This window comes from Burkholderia reimsis (genome assembly GCF_003294055.1).
GTDB lineage: Bacteria > Pseudomonadota > Gammaproteobacteria > Burkholderiales > Burkholderiaceae > Burkholderia > Burkholderia cepacia.
The window spans coordinates 34948-53267 of sequence record NZ_QMFZ01000015.1; the positions used below are offsets into that span (position 1 = coordinate 34948).

Here is an 18320-nt window from a genome sequence, read left to right on the forward strand (position 1 = left end):
AGAATGGCTGCAATCAAAACTAATCTCCCGCGCCGCAAGTTTGACGTCGTGATCGTCGGCGCGGGCGGCTCCGGCTTGCGCGCAGCGCTGCAACTGTCGCGCGCGGGCCTGTCGGTCGGCGTGCTGTCGAAGGTGTTCCCGACGCGTTCGCACACGGTGGCCGCGCAGGGCGGTATCGGTGCGTCGCTCGGCAACATGAGCGAAGACAACTGGCACTTCCACTTCTACGACACGATCAAGGGCTCCGACTGGCTCGGCGACCAGGACGCGATCGAGTTCATGTGCCGTGAAGCGCCGAACGTCGTGTACGAACTCGAACACTTCGGCATGCCGTTCGACCGCAACGCGGACGGCACGATCTACCAGCGCCCGTTCGGCGGCCATACCGCGAACTACGGCGAGAAGCCGGTCCAGCGCGCATGCGCGGCCGCCGACCGTACCGGTCACGCGCTGCTGCACACGCTGTACCAGCAGAACGTCGAAGCGAAGACGCAGTTCTTCGTCGAATGGATGGCGCTCGACCTGATCCGCGACGCGGACGGCGACGTGCTCGGCGTGACGGCCCTCGAGATGGAGACGGGCGACGTCTACATCATGGAAGGCAAGACGACGCTGTTCGCGACGGGCGGCGCAGGCCGGATCTTCGCGGCATCGACCAACGCGTTCATCAACACCGGCGACGGCCTCGGCATGGCTGCGCGCTCGGGCATCGCGCTGCAGGACATGGAGTTCTGGCAGTTCCACCCGACCGGCGTGGCCGGCGCGGGCGTGCTGATCACCGAAGGCGTGCGCGGCGAAGGCGGTATCCTGCGCAACGCGAACGGCGAGCGCTTCATGGAACGCTATGCACCGACGCTGAAGGACCTGGCGCCGCGTGACTTCGTGTCGCGTTCGATGGACCAGGAAATCAAGGAAGGCCGCGGCGTGGGTCCGAACAAGGATCACGTGCTGCTCGACCTGTCGCACATCGGCGCCGAGACGATCATGAAGCGTCTGCCGTCGATCCGCGAAATCGCGCTGAAGTTCGCGAACGTCGACGCGATCAAGGAACCGATCCCGGTCGTCCCGACGATCCACTACCAGATGGGCGGCATCCCGACCAACATCCACGGCCAGGTCGTCGGCACGTCGCGCGGTCACAAGGATCCGGTCAACGGCTTCTACGCAGTGGGCGAATGCTCGTGCGTGTCCGTGCACGGCGCGAACCGCCTCGGCACGAACTCGCTGCTGGACCTCGTGGTGTTCGGCCGTGCGGCCGGCAACCACATCGTCGAGCACGTGAAGAACCAGAAGGAACACAAGCCGCTGCCGGCCGATGCAGGCGAATTCTCGCTGGCGCGCCTGGCGAAGCTGGACAAGTCGACCTCGGGCGAATACACGCAGGACGTCGCGAACGACATCCGTTCGACGATGCAGAAGCACGCAGGTGTGTTCCGCACGTCGGAGCTGCTGAAGGAAGGCGTCGACCAGATGGCCGGCCTGAAGGCGCGCGTGGAAAACATCCACCTGAAGGACAAGTCGAAGGTGTTCAACACCGCGCGCGTCGAAGCGCTCGAGCTGGAGAACCTGATCGAAGTGGCCCGCGCCACGATGGTGTCGGCGGAAGCGCGCAAGGAAAGCCGTGGCGCGCACGCACACAGCGACTACGAACACCGCGACGACGAGAACTGGCTGCGCCACACGCTGTGGTACAGCGAAGGCGATCGCCTCGACTACAAGCCGGTTCAAATGAAGCCGCTGACGGTCGACTCCGTGCCGCCGAAGCCGCGCACGTTCTAAGCCGAGTCAAAGGAATCCGAAATGGCAAAACGCATTTTTGAAGTCTACCGCTACGATCCGGACAAGGACGCAGCGCCGCGCATGCAGACGTACGAGCTCGAGATCCAGCATGAGCGCATGCTGCTCGACGCACTGGTGAAGCTGAAGGCACTGGACGAGACGCTGTCGTTCCGCCGTTCGTGCCGTGAAGGCGTGTGCGGTTCGGACGCGATGAACATCAACGGCAAGAACGGTCTCGCGTGCCTGACGAACCTGAACGACCTGCCGCAGAAGATCGTGCTGCGCCCGCTGCCGGGCCTGCCCGTCGTGCGCGACCTGATCGTCGACATGACGCACTTCTTCAACCAGTACCACTCGATCAAGCCGTACCTGATCAACGACGCGCCGCCGCCGGAGAAGGAACGCCTCCAGTCGCCGGAAGAACGCGACGAGCTCGACGGCGTGTACGAGTGCATTCTGTGCGCGAGCTGCTCGACGTCGTGCCCGAGCTTCTGGTGGAACCCGGACAAGTTCGTCGGCCCGGCCGGCCTGCTGCAGGCTTACCGCTTCATCGCGGACAGCCGCGACACCGCTACCGGCGAGCGTCTCGACAACCTGGAAGACCCGTACCGTCTGTTCCGTTGCCACACGATCATGAACTGCGTCGACGTTTGCCCGAAGGGCCTGAACCCGACGAAGGCGATCGGCAAGATCAAGGAACTGATGGTTCGCCGCGCGGTTTAAGGCCGGGCTGCAATGAGCGACGATTCGCATCAATCCGACCCGCACCGTCGCGCGCGCCTTCGCTGGCGCGCGCGGCGGGGTCTGCTGGAAAACGACATCGTATTCGAGCGTTTCTTCGGCAGATACGAGCATGACCTCACCGATGCAGACGTAGGCGCGTTGTCGCGCCTGCTCGATCTGAGCGACAACGACCTGATGGACTTGCTCCTCGCGCGCAAGGAACCAGAAGGCGACCTAGACAGCCCGGACATTCACCGGCTGTTGGAGATGCTGCGCAACGTGTAACGCCAAGGTGTGACACGTTGTGCCCGTTATCGAATCCCGTTTCTTTATTTCGATTGAGGATGTGCCATGACTCCGTCTGATGTTAAAGCCACGCTATCGTTCAGCGACAACTCGCCGAGCGTCGAACTGCCGATCTACAAGGGCACGATGGGCCCGGACGTGATCGACATCCGCAAGCTGTACGGCCAGACCGGCAAGTTCACGTACGACCCGGGCTTCATGTCGACGGCAGCTTGTAATTCGGCGATCACGTACATCGACGGCGACAAGGGCGAGCTGCTGTACCGCGGCTACCCGATCGACAACCTCGCGCAAAACGCGGACTTCCTCGAAAGCTGCTACCTGCTGCTGAAGGGTGAACTGCCGAACGCAGCGCAGAAGAAGGAATTCGTCGACACCGTCACGAAGCACACGATGGTGCACGAGCAGATGCACTTCTTCTTCCGTGGCTTCCGCCGCGACGCGCACCCGATGGCGATCCTGGTCGCCGCAGTCGGCGCGCTGTCGGCGTTCTACCACGACTCGCTCGACATCAACGATCCGCGTCACCGTGAAGTGTCGGCGATCCGCATGATCGCGAAGCTGCCGACGCTCGTCGCGATGGCTTACAAGTACAGCATCGGCCAGCCGTTCGTGTATCCGAAGAACTCGCTGTCGTACAGCGCGAACTTCATGCACATGATGTTCTCGAACCCGTGCGAAGAGTACAAGGTCAACGACGTGCTCGTCCGCGCACTCGACCGCATCCTGATCCTGCACGCCGACCACGAGCAGAACGCATCGACGTCGACGGTCCGCCTGGCCGGCTCGTCGGGCGCGAACCCGTTCGCATGTATCGCGGCCGGTATCGCGTGTCTGTGGGGCCCGGCGCACGGTGGTGCGAACGAAGCCGCGCTGAACATGCTCGAGCAGATCGGTTCGCCGGACAACATCCCCGAATTCATCAAGCAGGTGAAGGACAAGAATTCGGGCGTGAAGCTGATGGGCTTCGGTCACCGCGTGTACAAGAACTACGACCCGCGTGCGAAGCTGATGCGCGAAACGTGCTACGAAGTGCTGAACGAACTGGGCCTGCACGACGACCCGCTGTTCAAGCTCGCGATGCAGCTCGAGAAGATCGCGCTGGAAGACGAATACTTCGTGTCGCGCAAGCTGTACCCGAACGTCGACTTCTACTCGGGCATCGTTCAGCGCGCGCTGGGCATCCCGACGTCGATGTTCACGTGTATCTTCGCGATGGCACGTACGGTCGGCTGGATCGCACAGTGGAACGAAATGATCGGCGATCCGGAGCAGAAGATCGGCCGTCCGCGTCAGCTGTTCATCGGCGACACGCCGCGCGAAGCGAAGCCGCTCAACGCACGTTAAGCCGTGTGTGGCGCGAACGGCCGGCAGGCCGCTCGCGTCGGGCAATCGCAACGCCACGACACCCCGACGGGTCATCCCGTCGGGGTGTTTTCATTTGCGCGCCGGATCGGCGCGATGCTCCAGCGACGGCGGGCGGGTGTCGAGTGCGGGCGCGTCGTCATCGGGCGCGTGGCCGTGCCGCACGAAGAACTGCCGGTAGGCGCCGGGCGTCATCCCGCGTGCGGCAAGGAACTGGCGGTTGAAGTTCGCGGCATTCGGAATGCCGCAGCGCGCGGCCACGGTCGCGATCGGCCAGTCGGTGCCGACGAGATGGCGGCATGCGTGCGCGAGCCGCAGCCGCTGCACGTAGCGCCCGACGCTTTCGCCGAGATGCCGGACGAACAGGCGCTGCAGCGTGCGTTCGGACATGTGCGCAGCGGCGGCGAGCGCGTCGATGCGCAGCGGTTCGTGGAAGTGCCGGTCGATCGCGTCGAGCACGCGGTCGAGGCGCTCGGCTTCGGGGGCGGCCGTATCGGCGTGCGGTGTCGTGCGTTTGGTCCGTTCGTATGCGTGCGCTGTGGCGAGCGGCTCGCCGCCGGCTTCCGCGAGATCGGCGAGCGTGTCGAGCGCGGCCGCGAGCCTGGTGCGCGGCGACGGATCGAGCAGGTGCGGCAGCCGCGCCCGCATCGCGCGGGCTGTGTCCGTGTCGAAGCGCAGGCCCGGTGCGGCACGCCGCAGCAGCGAACGCAGCGGCGCGTATTCGGGGCAACAGTCGGCCAGCCGCCGCGCCCAGTCGCCGTCGAACCAGATGACGACCGCGACCTCGGGCGCATCGCGATCGATGCGTGCGTTCGACGACCAGGTATGCGGCAGGTTGGGCGGCACGAGCACCAGGTCGTCGTCCGCATAGTGCGCGACGTGATCGCCGATGAAGCGCCGGCCGCGGCTGTTGAGCGTCAGCGTCAGTTCGTACTCGGGATGGCGATGCCATTCGAACGGAATGCGCGCGAGCTGGCGGTGATAGACACGGATCGAACAGCCGGGGGCGAACGTCACGTGCTCGTACTGCGGTTTCATCGCGGCCTCCGGGAGAGGGCGGGCATCGCGCCATGGCATGATCGAGGGCGATCGTCACGACGGAGCAATGCCATGTTTTCACATGTTTGCGTGGGCGTCAGCGACACAGCGCGCGCCTACGATTTCTACGCGCCGCTGTTCGCGGAACTCGGGCTGCGCCTGAAATTCCGCGAGCCGGACGGCTGGTCGGGCTGGATGCCGGCCGACGCCGACCGGCCGCTGTTCTTCTTCGGCCAGCCGCTCGACGGCCGCGCGCCCGAACCGGGCAACGGCCACACGATCGCGTTCGTTGCGCCGACGCGCGCGCATGTCGATCGCTGCCACGCGCTCGCGCTGCGCCACGGCGGCACCTGCGAAGGGCCGCCGGGCCTGCGGCCGGACTATCACCGCGATTACTACGGCGCCTATTTCCGCGATCCGGACGGCAACAAGCTGTGCGTGGTCTGTCATCGTCCCGAGTGATCCAGGGTTGTCAGGATTGTATCGATAGTTGGCCGGATAACGGTGATCTCGGCTGCACACCGGCCGTACGCTGACGGCACATCACGACACCTGTCAGCGAGGAGACCACGATGCAACTGACGATTGACGATTTGCCTGCCGCGATTCGCGACGCGAAAAAGCGGCTGCGCGCCGACCTGCCCGGTTATGCGGCCACGTTCCGCGAGCTGGAGGGCGACATCGCGCGGCAGGTCGACGCGATCCGCCGCGCGCATGCGCATGGCCACGACGTGATTCCGGTGGTGCCTTTCGCGGACATCGCGGGCGGGACCGTCGATCCGCGCGTGGTCGCAGCGATCCGCACGCATGGCGCGGTCGTGATCCGTCGCGTATTCGATGCGCGGCAGGCGCGCGACTGGAACGACGAGATCGGCGCGTACCTTGGCGCGAACCGCTTCACCGAGCGGCTCGATGCGCGCGCCGAGGACCGCTATTTCGGCAACCTTGCGTCGGGCAAGCCGCAGATCTACGGTGTTTATTGGTCGAAGCCGCAGGTGGCTGCGCGCCAGTCGCCGGCGCTGACGCAGGCGCGCGTGTTCCTGAACCGCCTGTGGCGGCACGCCGACGGCGGGCGTACGCACTTCGATCCCGACCAGGTGCCGGCCTATGCGGACCGGATTCGCCGCCGCCCGCCCGGTTCGACGTCGCTCGGGCTGTCGCCGCATGTCGACGGCGGTTCCGTCGAACGCTGGCTCGGCGCGAACTTCCGCCAGGTCTACCGTCACGTGCTGGCCGGCCGCTGGCGTGATTACGACCCGTTCGATGCGGCGTTCCGTCCGGACGTCGAGGAGATTCCGTCGCCGGCCGTGTGCTCGATGTTCCGCACGTTCCAGGGCTGGACCGCGCTCACGCCGCAGGGGCCGGGCGACGGCACGCTGCAGTTGATCCCGGTTGCGAACGCGATGGCCTATGTCGTGCTGCGCGCGCTGCAGGACGATGTCGCCGACGACGACCTGTGCGGCGCGCGTCCGGGTCGCGCGCTGTCGATCCGGCCTGAATGGCACGCACTGTTGCTCGATGCGCTGGTGCCGATCCCGCACATGGAGCCGGGCGACGCGGTGTTCTGGCATGGCGACGTCGTGCACGCGGTCGAGGATGCGCACCGCGGCAGCGGCGACAGCAACGTGATGTACATCGCGGCCGCGCCCGGTTGCGCGAAGAACGACGCGTACCTGCTGCGCCAGCGGGCCGCGTTCCTGCGCGGCGAGAGCCCGCCCGATTTCCCGGCCGACCATTTCGAGGTCGAATTCGACGGACGCGGCGGGGAGGGCGATCTCTCGGCGCTCGGCCGTTCGCAGATGGGGTTCGGGCCGGGCGCTTAGCCCGCGTCGCACGGGAAAGCGGCCGTTCGCCACGCGGTTGCGCGTTGCGCAACATGAGTGAACGGCCGTCTGCCGAATCCGCTGCGGGCAGCGTGCAATTCGACGCAATCGGCTGTCGGCGCAGCCGAAATCGACGCGAATTGCGCAATTTGGCTTCCGATAATGGTCCGGACACAACGCAGCCGCCCCGTGTGCCGCACGGGTGTGGCGCTGACCATGGAGGAGTCGATGCAATTCACGCAAGCGATCGTTCGCCGTCCCGCGCCGTCCTGTGGCGCGGGCCTTACCACTGCCGCGCTCGGCGCGCCCGACTACGACAAGACGCTCACGCAGTTCCACGCATACTGCGACGCGCTGCGTACGCTGGGCGTCGAGCTGACCGAACTGCCGCCGCTGGACGCGTTTCCCGATTCGCACTTCGTCGAGGACGTCGCGGTCGTGACGCCGGAATTCGCGGTGATCACGCGACCCGGTGCACCCGCCCGGCGCGGCGAGACGGCGCACATCGAAGCGGCGCTCGCCGCGCATCGCGACCTGCTGCCGATGCAGGACGGCCGTCTCGACGGCGGCGACGTGATGCTGGTCGGCAAGCGCTTCTACATCGGCCTGACAGGCCGTACCGACGCCGAAGGCATCGCCGCGTTCGAATCGCTCGTGTCGCGCTACGGCTATTCGGTCGTCGCAGTGCCGGTGGGTGCCGGCCTGCATCTGAAGTCGGTCGTCAACGCACTCGGCGACGACACGCTGCTCGTGACCGAAGCGCTGGCCGCGCATCCGGCATTCGCCGACTATCGCCGGATCGCGATCTCGGCCGCCGACGAATACTCGGGCAACACGCTGCGCGTGAACGGCACGCTGATCACGCCGGCCGGCTACCCGCGCGTGCACGACGCGATCGCGTCGCTCGGGCTGCCGCTGCACGTGATCGACACGAGCGAGTTCCGCAAGATGGACGGCGGCCTGACCTGCCTGTCGCTGCGGTTCTAGCCGATTGGCGCGCGGCCGCTTCGGCCGGATAATGTGGCCCCCGCGCGGAACAGGAGACGTTCCGCGCACCAGCCACGACCCGACCGGAGCGAACGCGGATGACCGACAAGAAAATGCAGCTCGACAAGATCGATCTCCGGATCCTCGACATCCTGCGTACCGACGGGCGCATTTCCTACCGGAAGCTGTCGGAGCTCGTGAACCTCACGCCGCGGCCCTGCCAGGCGCGCGTGGAGCGGCTGGAGGCCCTCGGCGTGATCGAGGGCTACCGTGCGGTGATCAAGGCGCCGCGCGCGACCAAGCCGATCGTCGTGATCGCGCAGATCGTGCTGGCCGACCACGGGCGTTCGCAGGCGCCGTTCGAGGACGAGATGCGTGCGAATCCGGCCGTGCTCGATTGCTGGCTCGTGAGCGGCACGTTCGATTTTCTCGTGCGGCTCGCGTGCGAGGATCTCGACGAGTACCGGCGGATCGCGAACGTGTGGCTGGAAAGCCCGCGATTCCGGATCGAGAAGATCGTGACGACGGCCGAACTGCAGGCGATCAAGCGCAGCGTCGTGTGATGCGTCCGGCCGGGAACGGCCGGTTTCGACGCGAATGACCGGGCCTGACGATTTGTATTCCGAATCAAATTGTCGGGCCCGAATCCAATCAGGGTGAACACTATGGATGCTATGCAAGCGGCAGTGGAGACGGCTGCGCCGTCGGGAACGACGCTGAAGCGCCGTCTGCAGGGCCGCCACATCGCGATGATCGCGATCGGCGGCTCGATCGGCACGGGGCTGTTCGTCGCGTCGGGTGCGTCGGTCGCGCAGGCGGGGCCGGGCGGTGCGATCGCCGCGTATATCGCGATCGGGCTGATGGTGTACTTCGTCGTCACGGGCCTCGGCGAGATGGCCGCACTGATGCCGGTATCGGGGTCGTTTGCGATCTACGGCGAGAAGTACGTCGACGAAGGCTTCGGCGTCGCGCTCGGCTGGACCTACTGGTACAGCTGGGCCGTGACGATCGCGATCGAGCTGGTCGCCGCGCAGATCGTGATGCGCTACTGGTTTCCGACCATACCCGGCATCTGGTGGGGCGCGGGCTTCCTCGTGCTGATCTTCCTGCTGAATACGCTGTCGGTGCGCGGCTTCGGGGAATCGGAATACTGGTTTTCGCTGATCAAGGTCGTGACCGTGGTCGCGTTCATCGCGGCCGGGCTGCTGATCGCCGCCGGCCTGATCGGGAACGGGCATCCGGTCGGCTTGCGCAACTTCACGACCGGCGACGCGCCGTTTGTCGGCGGCGTGCACGCGATGATGAGCGTCGCGTTGATCGCGGGATTCTCGTTTCTCGGCACCGAGCTGGTCGGGATCACCGCCGGCGAATCGGAGAATCCGCGCAAGACGATCCCGCGTGCGGTGAAGCAGATTTTCTGGCGGATCATGCTGTTCTACGTGCTCGCGATCTTCGTGATCGGCCTGCTGGTGCCGTACACGGACCCGAACCTGCTGAAGAGCGACGTGACCGACATCGGCGTGAGCCCGTTCACGCTGGTGTTCAGCCATGCGGGTTTCCGGCTCGCCGCCGGCGCCATGAATCTCGTGATCCTGACGGCCGTGCTGTCGGCCGGCAACTCCGGCACCTACGCGGCGACGCGGATGCTGTACAACCTCGCTTCGGAAGGGCGCGCGCCGGCGATGTTCGCGACGCTGTCGCCGGGCGGCGTGCCGCGCAACGCGCTGTACGCGACGATGGCCGTCGGCGGGCTGTGCTTCCTCACGTCGTTGACCAACAACCAGAGCATCTATCTGTGGCTGCTGAACACGGTCGGCATCACGGGCTTCATCGCGTGGCTCGGCATCGCGGTCTGCCATTACCGGTTCCGCAAGGGGTTCCTGAAGCAGGGCTACCGGCTCGATCAGCTGCCGTACCGCGCGAAATGGTTCCCGTTCGGGCCGCTGTTCGCGATCGCGATCTGCATCGTGATCTCGCTCGGGCAGGATTACCAGGCGTTCTTCGCGGCCCGCATCGACTGGATGGAAGTGCTGTCGATCTACGTGTGGATTCCGCTGTTCGTCGCGATCTGGTGGGCATATCGCCGGGCGCGCAAGAGCCGGCTCGTGCGCTACGAGGAGATGGACATCGGGCCGTGGCTGACGCGCTCGGTCGAGGCCGTCGATGCGGCGGCCACGCAGCACGGGCACCCGCACTGACTTGTCGGTATTGAAGGCGCGGCACCGAAAGCGCGGCAACGGAAGCCGGTCGTATCGGACGGCCGGCTCCGCAACGACGGCCCGCGCGCGGCGGCGCACGCAAACCGCGCTCAGTGCGCGTGCTGCAACCGCGCCTTCATGAAGTCCACCCACGCGCGCACTTTCTGCGGCACGTGCCGCGTCGCGACGTACAGCGCGTAGACGTTCTGCTGCGGAAACCGGTACGCGGGCAGCGCATCGACCAGCGTGCCGCTCTCGAGATCGTCGCGCACGAGCCATTCGGGCAGCAGCGCGACGCCGCTGCCCCGGCGCGCGAGTTCACTCAACACCGATGCGTTGTCGACGACGACGCGAGGCTTCGCGGCCGGTCGAAACGCATGCTCGTTGCCCGCGCGATCGGTGAGCGTCCATTCGGCGATCCGCTCGAGCCGGCTGTGGCCGAGCTGCGGCAGGCGGGCGAGGTCGTCGGGCGACGCCGGTTTCGGGCGCCCGGCCTTCGCCGGCAGGTCGGGCGCCATCACGGCGAGGACGTCGTAGGTGGCGAGGCAGACGCCGCGATAGGGCAGGTCGCGGAAGTGCTCGTGGCGTCCGAGCCGGATCGCGACGTCGAAGCGGTCGCGCACGAGATCGGCCTGCGACGTATGCGTTTCGAGCCGCACGCGTAACGCGGGATGCTGCGCGGTGAACGCATGCAGCATCGGTGCGAGGACGCGCGCCGCATACTCGACCGTCGACGTCACGCGCAGCATGCCCTGCATCCCGCCATGCTCGCCGCGCACTTCGTCGATCGCCCCTTCGGCTTCGTCGAGCACGCGCAGGCAGCGCTGGTAGAAGCGCTCGCCGGCGTCGGTCAGCTCGACACGCCGGGTCGTGCGCGTGAGCAGCGTGACGCCGAGCTCGGCTTCGAGCTGCTTCACGTTGAAACTGACGGCCGCCCGCGCCTGGTTCAGTGCGGTGGCGGCGGCCGTGAACGAACCGGCTTCGACCACGGCACGGAAAACGGCGAAACGATCGAGGCTCACCATGGTTGGGGCGTGGGTCCTGTCTGGGTGTTGGATCGCTCGAAGGGTACCCGAATGTGCGGCCGTGCGGCGTTGCGTCGTCGTGGCATCGTGGCGGCGCGATCCGATTGTCAAAAAATTGCGACGGGACTCGTCGCATCCTGCCGCTTACCGATACGCGTGCCGGCTTCTACACTGCGGCGTTTCGTGATGTTCCCGCCGCCATGTCAGACCGTTCCAGAATCGCCGCTGTCTACCTGCTCGGCTTCGCGATCGACCTCGCGAACATGTTCATGCTGAACGCCGCGTATCCGGCGCTGCAGCGCGAACTGCACGCGTCGGTTGCGCAGCTTGCGTGGGTCGGCAACATGTACGTGCTCGGCCTGACCGTCGTGATTCCGTTCGGCACGTGGCTCGCGCGCCGTTGCGGCGAGCGGCGCGTGTTCGCGGCATCGCTGCTGCTGTTCGGGCTCGGCAGTGCCGGCGTCGGCGCATCGCCGTCGATCGAGACGCTACTCGCGTGGCGGCTGGTCCAGGGGCTCGGCGGCGGGCTGCTGATACCGGTCGGGCAGACGATGGCCTATCGCGCGTATCCGCCGCAGGCACGGGCACGGCTCACGTCGGTCGTGATGATGGTCGCACTGCTCGTGCCGGCGTTGTCGCCGGCGATCGGCGGGGCGATCGTCGATCGCGGTTCGTGGCGCGCGATCTTCTTCGCGATGTTGCCGATCGCGGCCGCGACCTGCGCGCTCGCGTTCGCATGGCTGCCGCGCGACGGCGCGCGCGACCGGCCGCCGCGGCTCGACTGGCCGGGGCTCGGCCTGAGTGCGGTCACGCTCGTCGCGCTGCTGCTCGGGCTGACCGCCGCGGGGCAGCCCGGCGGCGCGGCATTCCCGCTCGCGATGCTGGCCGTCGCGAGCGCGGCGGGCGCGGGCTATGCGGCGCATGCGCGTCGCGCCCTGTCGCCGGTCGTCGACATGCGCCTGCTCGCCCAGCCGCTGCTGCGAACCGGCGTGGTGGTCTATCTGTGCGTGCCGGGCATCTTCACGGGCGTCAACCTCGTCGCGTCGCTCTATCTGCAGAACGCGCTCGGGTTGAGCGCCGCGCATGCCGGCGCGCTGATGCTGCCGTGGGCGATCGCGGCGTGCTTCGCGATCGCGACCACGCGCCGCTGCTTCGCGCGCCACGGCGCGAAACCCTTGTTCGCGAGCGGCATCGCGATCGATTGCGTCGGCATCGCACTGCTCGCGACGCCCTGGGCCGACGTCGAAGCCGTGCGCATCGCGGCATTCGCGGCGATGGGGTTCGGCGCGAGCCTGTGCACGAGCACGTCGCAAAGCGCGGCGTTCGTCGATGTGCCTGCCGACCGGATGGGCGACGCGAGCGCGCTGTGGAACATCAACCGCCAGTTGAGCTTCTGCGTCGGCGTGGCCGTGCTCGGCAGCGCACTCAATGCGTTGCTGGCGTTCGACGCGAACGGGCCGTCGCTCGCGCCGTACCGCTGGTGCTTCGGGCTGGCGGTCCTGCTGACGTTGCTGCCTCTGGGCCTGATTGCACGGCTTCCCGCATACCGTGCGCCGGTCGCGCAACCCGTTTCATCCCACTCGTGAGAACCTGAGAGCCTTATGAATTTGCCGAACCCGTATTTCAAGGAAGTCGTCGACACCGTTGCCGACATCGCGTGCTGGTTGTCCGGCCGTGCCGGCCCCGAGCGGCTCGCGACGCTGATGGCGCGTTTTTCGCCGGGATTTTCGATGATCACGATGTCGGGCACGGTGCTCGATTACGCGGGCATCGATGCGCTGTTTTCACACGGGCACGGCGCGCGCCCCGGGCTGGTGATCGACATCGACGAGTTGCGCGGGCTTGCCGTGTGGTCCGATGGCGCGACGATCGGCTATCGCGAGACGCAGACCGACGCGCAAGGGCAGCGCACGGTGCGGCGCTCGACGGTCGTGTTCCGGCGCGAGGCGGACGGGCTGATCGTGTGGCGCCATTTGCACGAGACGCCGGTCGTCGCGTGAGCGGGGCATCCGCGCCCCGCCTGAAGCGGCGCGGATGCGGTGCCGGCGTTACTTGTCCAGCTCCGGATAGTGCCGGAAGATGCCCATGTCGTTGAACGGGATGCGGCGTTCCGACGCGAGATAACGCGCCACCGGCGGATGCTCCGCGACGCGGTCGTGCAGCGCGACCAGCGCCGCGATTTTCCGCTCCGCGCGCTTCATCGCCTTCGGAAACGCGTAACGCAGCCCCTCGATCAACTGGAACATCGACAGGTCCGCATAGCTGAGTGCGTGGCCGGCGATGTAGCCGCTCTTGTGCGGGTTCTGGTCGAGTACGCGCTCGAAATAACCGAGGAATTTCGGCAGCCGGTTCTCGAGGAAATCGGCTGCGCGCTCGGCGGCTTCCGCCTGCTGGTCCTCGTAGTAGAGGCCGCTTGCGATCGGATGGTGCGTGTCGTGGATCTCGGTGACGAAATCGGCCACGGTCAACTGAAGCTGGTGCACCCACAGCCGGCCGGCTTCGTCGTCCGGCGCGAGCCCGAGCCGCGCGCCGAGAAACAGCAGGATGTTCGCGGTCTGCCCGATCACCAGATCGCCGGCTTTCAGGAACGGCGGTGCAAACGGCACGCATTCCGCCTTCGCGCTGTCCATCATGCGCATCATCGCCGGCACTCCCATGCCGCGCCCCGATTCGCGCGCGACGTCGACGTAGTCGGCTTTCGCCGCTTCGAGCGCGAGCCGCACATATTCGCCTCGGCCCTGGATCTCGGGCCAGTAATACAGTTCGTATCGCATGCTGTTTTCCCGTTCGTTGAAGCGGCCGCCACCGGCATCGTGACGATCGGGCGGCCGCGCGTCGCGCGCTGCGAATAGACAGTCTAGGCGATCGCGGGAAAAGTGCCGCGCGTCGCCATCGCGCGCTACGCGCCGCGTTCGCCGCCTTCGGGGCCGTAGAAGAACACCCAGGTCGAGAAGTCGCCGGAGAAGCCGGTGAAGCGGTGGTCGGCGTGTGCCGGGACGAACAGCACGTCACCGGCCGCGACCGCGCATTCGCGTCCGTCGACGACGAAGTGCGACGTGCCGGTGGCGATCACGTAGACCTCGTCGCGCGTATGCGGCTTCTGCTTGTCCTCGACGCGCGGCCGGTACAGCTCGACGTCGAGCGTGCCGTGGCGAAACAGCGTCGTGAACAGCGTGCCTGCTTCGTCGAGACGGGCGAGCGATTCGTTCAGGCCGAGTTTCATCGTCGTGTACTCCGGGTCCGGGGCGTGGGGATTGCCCATGTGCGTTGCGCCATCGTAGCGCGTCATGCGGGGAAGTCGCGCGGCGTGCGGGGCGCATGATCGCCATCCGTGGAACGAATCGCGCAGGCGCTCACCCTATGTGAAACGCGGGCATCCATCCGTGAAACGAAGACGCGATTGCGCGTATTGGCTCGCAAGCTTCACCGCAATTTAACAAACGCCGACTACGATCCGGGCTCGTCAATCGACGGAAGCGCGGCGATTAGGCCCGCGCTGCGGTACTGCCGTCCGTCGCCACCTGTGCGACTCGCCCGACTGCGATTTCCCGTGACCGTGAATGCGACGCCGGGGTATCGCGTCGACGTCATTCGCATCATTTCGTATTTCTCATGAAACTGAATCCGCTGGCTTCTTCACGCAGAAAATTCCTGGCCGCCGCGCCGGCCGTCGCGGCGGTGCCGCTGCTGAGCGCATGCGGCGGCGACGACGTCACGTCGATGCCCGTTACCGACGCCGCGCTGGCCGCGCAGATGTCCGCGAAGCTGAATGCGCAGCTCGGCGATGCCGCGACGGTCGGCGCGATCCAGCCGGCGCTGACCGACGTCGGGTTTGCGTGGGACCTGCCGACGATGCCGGCGGCCCAGGCCGGCGCGATCGTCGCGTACAGCTTCGGCAATCGCCCGAACGCGGCAAGCGGCAATACGTCGAGCACGGGCGGCAACCAGTCCGCGCTGCCCGATCCGGGGCCCGTCAACGAAGCGCTCGCGGATGCCGTCTATCGCATTCGGCAACTGAAGCCGGTCAAGGTCTACGCGCAGTGGGAGATCGCCCGTTTTCTCGTGTCGAAATACGGGATGGGCGCCGACGTGCTGTCGTCGATCGAGCCCGTGATCTCGAGCGACGGCACGATCGTGTACCTCAGCACGGCCGGCGTGGCCGCCGAGGCCGTGTCGCGTGCGGGCGGCGCGGCCGCGATGGGCAGCGTCGCGGTGGTCGGCCATCGGGATCATGCGAAGCGCTGCATCCAGACCTCGCAGCAGGCGGGCATGAAGGCGGCCGCGGTTGCCGAGGTGCCGTTGCCGACGCGCTACGACCCGCAGTCGGGCCAGCCGTGGACGCGCAACCGCAGCCTGTACCTCGTGCACGACATGTATGCGCAGATGCTCGCCCGCGCGGTCGGCGCGACGATGCAGGCGTTCCCGAAGGGCTGACGCACTTTCTTTCTCCCGATTCCGATGACCATGCAGACCCGCCGCCATTTCCTCGCTTCCGCTGCCGCGCTTGCCGCGACCGGTACCGCCAGCACGCCGGGCTTCGCCGGCGACGCTCCCGTTTCAGACGCCGAACTGCAACGCCAGATGCTCGGCAAGCTGACGAACGAACTGAACGACCGCGCAGCCGCCGCCGACGAGGCCGGTTACCTGTTCGAGACGTTTTTCTCGTGGACGCCGCCGACCGTCCCGGCCACGGCCATCAACACGATTGCCGCATTCGCTTTCGGCAGTCGCGCCGCGCCGTCGTCCGGCGCCGCGCCCGTGCCGGGCCCCGTGAACGAGGCGATTGCCGACGCCGTGTTCGTGCTGCGCCAGAAGGTTGCCGCGCGGATCTTTGCGCAGCAGGAAGTCGCGAGCGTGCTCGCGTCGAAATACGGGCTGACGGCCGGCGTGACGTCGATCGCGACACCGGCGCCGGCCGCCGGCAGCCCGATACCGACGCCCGACGGCGTCGTAACCGCGATCGTCAGGCAGGCCGGCTCGGCGTCGGCACTCGGCAACGTCGGTGTCGTCACGCATTCGGATCAGGCGTCGATTGCCGTGCGCGTGTCGAATGCCGCGGGGATGCAGGCCGCGGTGCCGGCGGGCCTGACGCTGCCGTCGCTCTACGACGCGTCCGCGCAGATGCCGGCCTTGCGGCGCCGCGATCTTTACCTGCTGAGCAACGTCGGGGTGCAACTCGGGATGCTGCGGCTCGAGCTGATCAACCGCGAATACCCGAACGGCTGACGCTGCGGGGCACTCGCGGTATCCGCTGCCGAACGACTTCACGTCCCGGGCGCCCGGTGTGCGGCGCAATCGCGAGCTACGGGCCGTTCAAGACGCCTTCGCCGCACGACACGTCGCAGCGAAGGGCGTTGTTCTGCAACGGCCGCTTCCACTCGCCGGAGGACGCGCAGCGCTTCTGCGTGCAGCGCGATACCGACCCCGCGAAGGCGGCCAGCCGGTGCGTGTCGCCGTGGCACGCATCCCGTGCGACGGCTGCAACCGCCGTCGCGCCATTCGCGCCCGCATTTGCCGGGTAATGCCGATACAGGTATTGGCACTACCAGCCAAACCACTGTTTTTAATGGGTTTTTTCGCGTGCGGCCCGCGCCGTGACGCGTTCTGCGTGGCATAATCGACCGCATCCGCAAGGCTTGTAGTCACAACGACCCCGCATACCCATGGCACAGACTCTCTACGACAAACTGTGGAACACCCACGTGGTCCACACCGAGGAAGACGGCACGACTTTGCTCTATATCGACCGTCAGCTGCTGCATGAAGTCACGAGCCCGCAGGCATTCGAAGGGCTGAAGATCGCGCAGCGTCCGGTGTGGCGCATCAGCGCGAACCTGGCCGTGTCGGACCACAACGTGCCGACCACCGATCGCAGCCACGGCATCGCCGATCCCGTCTCGAAGCTGCAGGTCGACACGCTCGACGCGAACTGCGATGCGTTCGGCATCACGCAGTTCAAGATGAACGACGTGCGCCAGGGCATCGTCCACATCATCGGGCCGGAGCAGGGCGCGACGCTGCCGGGCATGACGATCGTGTGCGGCGATTCGCATACGTCGACGCACGGCGCGTTCGGCGCGCTCGCACACGGCATCGGCACGTCGGAAGTCGAGCACGTGCTCGCCACGCAGACCCTGCTGCAGAAGAAGAGCAAGAACATGCTCGTGAAGGTCGAGGGTGCGCTGCCGCGCGGATGTACCGCGAAGGACATCGTGCTCGCGATCATCGGCAAGATCGGCACGGCCGGCGGCACGGGCTACGCGATCGAATTCGGCGGCTCGACGATCCGCGCGCTGACGATGGAAGGCCGCATGACCGTCTGCAACATGGCGATCGAAGCCGGCGCGCGCGCGGGCATGGTCGCGGTGGACGACACGACCATCGATTACCTGAAGGGCCGTCCGTTCGTGCCGACCGGCGCGGAATGGGATCAGGCCGTCGAATACTGGCGTCAGTTCAAGTCGGACGAAGGCGCGCAGTTCGATCGCGTGGTCGAGCTGAACGCGGCCGAGATCGTGCCGCAGGTCACGTGGGGCACGTCGCCGGAAATGGTCACGTCGATCGACGGTCGCGTGCCCGATCCCGAACGCGAGAAGGATCCGGTCAAGCGCGACGCGATGGAGCGTGCGCTGGCCTACATGGCGCTCGAGCCGAACACGCCGATCGAGTCGATCAAGGTCGACAAGATCTTCATCGGTTCGTGCACGAACGCGCGCATCGAGGACATCCGCGCAGCGGCGTACGTCGTGAAGAAGCTGAACCGTCGCGTCGCGTCGAACGTGCGGCTCGCGATGGTCGTGCCGGGCTCGGGCCTCGTGAAGGCGCAGGCCGAGCGCGAAGGGCTCGACAAGGTGTTCACGGATGCCGGTTTCGAATGGCGCGAGCCGGGCTGCTCGATGTGCCTCGCGATGAACGCCGACCGGCTGGATCCGGGCGAGCGCTGCGCGTCGACGTCGAACCGCAACTTCGAAGGCCGGCAGGGCGCGGGCGGTCGCACGCACCTCGTGAGCCCCGCGATGGCGGCGGCCGCGGCCATCGAAGGTCACTTCGTCGACATTCGCAAGCTGGGGTGACGC

Annotated in this window: 18 protein-coding genes; 14 read left to right on the top strand and 4 right to left on the bottom strand. The window is 66.9% G+C overall.

Annotated features, from left to right (window positions below):
- Window positions 1-3: 3 nt before the first annotated feature.
- The 4 genes from sdhA (at window position 4) to gltA (ending at window position 4155) form a co-directional block, all read left to right on the top strand.
- Window positions 4-1779 carry a succinate dehydrogenase flavoprotein subunit gene (gene sdhA / locus DPV79_RS18545; protein ID WP_027791121.1) on the top strand — a complete coding sequence of 592 codons (1776 nt, stop codon included), beginning with the start codon at window positions 4-6 and terminating at the stop codon, window positions 1777-1779.
- Between the two features lie 21 nt (window positions 1780-1800).
- Window positions 1801-2502: a succinate dehydrogenase iron-sulfur subunit gene (locus DPV79_RS18550; protein WP_006479352.1), complete on the top strand. Its 702-nt coding sequence runs from the start codon at window positions 1801-1803 to the stop codon at window positions 2500-2502.
- A 12-nt stretch (window positions 2503-2514) separates the two neighbouring features.
- Window positions 2515-2787: an FAD assembly factor SdhE gene (locus DPV79_RS18555; protein WP_011548107.1), complete on the top strand. Its 273-nt coding sequence runs from the start codon at window positions 2515-2517 to the stop codon at window positions 2785-2787.
- A 66-nt stretch (window positions 2788-2853) separates the two neighbouring features.
- A complete protein-coding gene (gene gltA, locus DPV79_RS18560) occupies window positions 2854-4155 on the top strand; it encodes a citrate synthase (protein WP_011355741.1) in 1302 nt (433 codons plus the stop codon).
- 90 nt (window positions 4156-4245) lie between these two features.
- On the opposite strand, the gene DPV79_RS18565 is transcribed toward gltA, so the two are convergent.
- Window positions 4246-5211, bottom strand: coding sequence for a helix-turn-helix domain-containing protein (locus DPV79_RS18565; protein ID WP_113046118.1), 966 nt, complete (start codon window positions 5209-5211; stop codon window positions 4246-4248).
- 72 nt (window positions 5212-5283) lie between these two features.
- Between DPV79_RS18565 and DPV79_RS18570 the strand changes: the two genes are divergently transcribed.
- The 5 genes from DPV79_RS18570 (at window position 5284) to DPV79_RS18590 (ending at window position 10219) form a co-directional block, all read left to right on the top strand.
- Window positions 5284-5673: a VOC family protein gene (locus DPV79_RS18570; RefSeq protein WP_021158706.1), complete on the top strand. Its 390-nt coding sequence runs from the start codon at window positions 5284-5286 to the stop codon at window positions 5671-5673.
- Window positions 5674-5783: 110 nt separating this feature from the next.
- On the top strand, window positions 5784-7034 hold the full coding sequence (locus tag DPV79_RS18575) for a DUF1479 domain-containing protein (protein WP_113046119.1): 1251 nt from the start codon (window positions 5784-5786) through the stop codon (window positions 7032-7034).
- Between the two features lie 228 nt (window positions 7035-7262).
- Window positions 7263-8021 carry a dimethylarginine dimethylaminohydrolase family protein gene (locus DPV79_RS18580; RefSeq protein ID WP_113046199.1) on the top strand — a complete coding sequence of 253 codons (759 nt, stop codon included), beginning with the start codon at window positions 7263-7265 and terminating at the stop codon, window positions 8019-8021.
- A 98-nt stretch (window positions 8022-8119) separates the two neighbouring features.
- Window positions 8120-8584 (top strand): Lrp/AsnC family transcriptional regulator, encoded by a 465-nt coding sequence (locus tag DPV79_RS18585; protein ID WP_021158710.1) that lies wholly within the window; start codon window positions 8120-8122, stop codon window positions 8582-8584.
- A 102-nt stretch (window positions 8585-8686) separates the two neighbouring features.
- Complete coding sequence (locus DPV79_RS18590; RefSeq protein WP_042974237.1) at window positions 8687-10219, top strand: amino acid permease; 1533 nt, start codon at window positions 8687-8689, stop codon at window positions 10217-10219.
- A gap of 110 nt (window positions 10220-10329) precedes the next feature.
- On the opposite strand, the gene DPV79_RS18595 is transcribed toward DPV79_RS18590, so the two are convergent.
- Window positions 10330-11244, bottom strand: coding sequence for a LysR family transcriptional regulator (locus DPV79_RS18595; protein WP_113046120.1), 915 nt, complete (start codon window positions 11242-11244; stop codon window positions 10330-10332).
- A 200-nt stretch (window positions 11245-11444) separates the two neighbouring features.
- Between DPV79_RS18595 and DPV79_RS18600 the strand changes: the two genes are divergently transcribed.
- The gene (locus tag DPV79_RS18600; protein ID WP_113046121.1) at window positions 11445-12830 is read left to right on the top strand and encodes an MFS transporter; all 1386 of its coding nucleotides are present in this window, start codon (window positions 11445-11447) and stop codon (window positions 12828-12830) included.
- 15 nt (window positions 12831-12845) lie between these two features.
- On the top strand, window positions 12846-13244 hold the full coding sequence (locus DPV79_RS18605; protein WP_027791131.1) for a hypothetical protein: 399 nt from the start codon (window positions 12846-12848) through the stop codon (window positions 13242-13244).
- 48 nt (window positions 13245-13292) lie between these two features.
- Here DPV79_RS18605 and DPV79_RS18610 read toward each other — a convergent pair whose 3' ends face one another.
- Complete coding sequence (locus DPV79_RS18610; protein WP_113046122.1) at window positions 13293-14018, bottom strand: glutathione S-transferase; 726 nt, start codon at window positions 14016-14018, stop codon at window positions 13293-13295.
- A 125-nt stretch (window positions 14019-14143) separates the two neighbouring features.
- Entirely contained in the window at window positions 14144-14467 is a 324-nt protein-coding gene (locus DPV79_RS18615; RefSeq protein WP_042974258.1) for a cupin domain-containing protein, read from the bottom strand.
- 389 nt (window positions 14468-14856) lie between these two features.
- On the opposite strand from DPV79_RS18615, the gene DPV79_RS18620 reads away from it, so the two are divergent.
- The 3 genes from DPV79_RS18620 (at window position 14857) to leuC (ending at window position 18317) form a co-directional block, all read left to right on the top strand.
- Window positions 14857-15678 (top strand): hypothetical protein, encoded by an 822-nt coding sequence (locus tag DPV79_RS18620; protein WP_048022085.1) that lies wholly within the window; start codon window positions 14857-14859, stop codon window positions 15676-15678.
- A 30-nt stretch (window positions 15679-15708) separates the two neighbouring features.
- The gene (locus DPV79_RS18625) at window positions 15709-16470 is read left to right on the top strand and encodes a Tat pathway signal protein (RefSeq protein ID WP_113046200.1); all 762 of its coding nucleotides are present in this window, start codon (window positions 15709-15711) and stop codon (window positions 16468-16470) included.
- A 437-nt stretch (window positions 16471-16907) separates the two neighbouring features.
- Complete coding sequence (gene leuC / locus DPV79_RS18635; RefSeq protein WP_021158716.1) at window positions 16908-18317, top strand: 3-isopropylmalate dehydratase large subunit; 1410 nt, start codon at window positions 16908-16910, stop codon at window positions 18315-18317.
- Window positions 18318-18320: the final 3 nt, after the last annotated feature.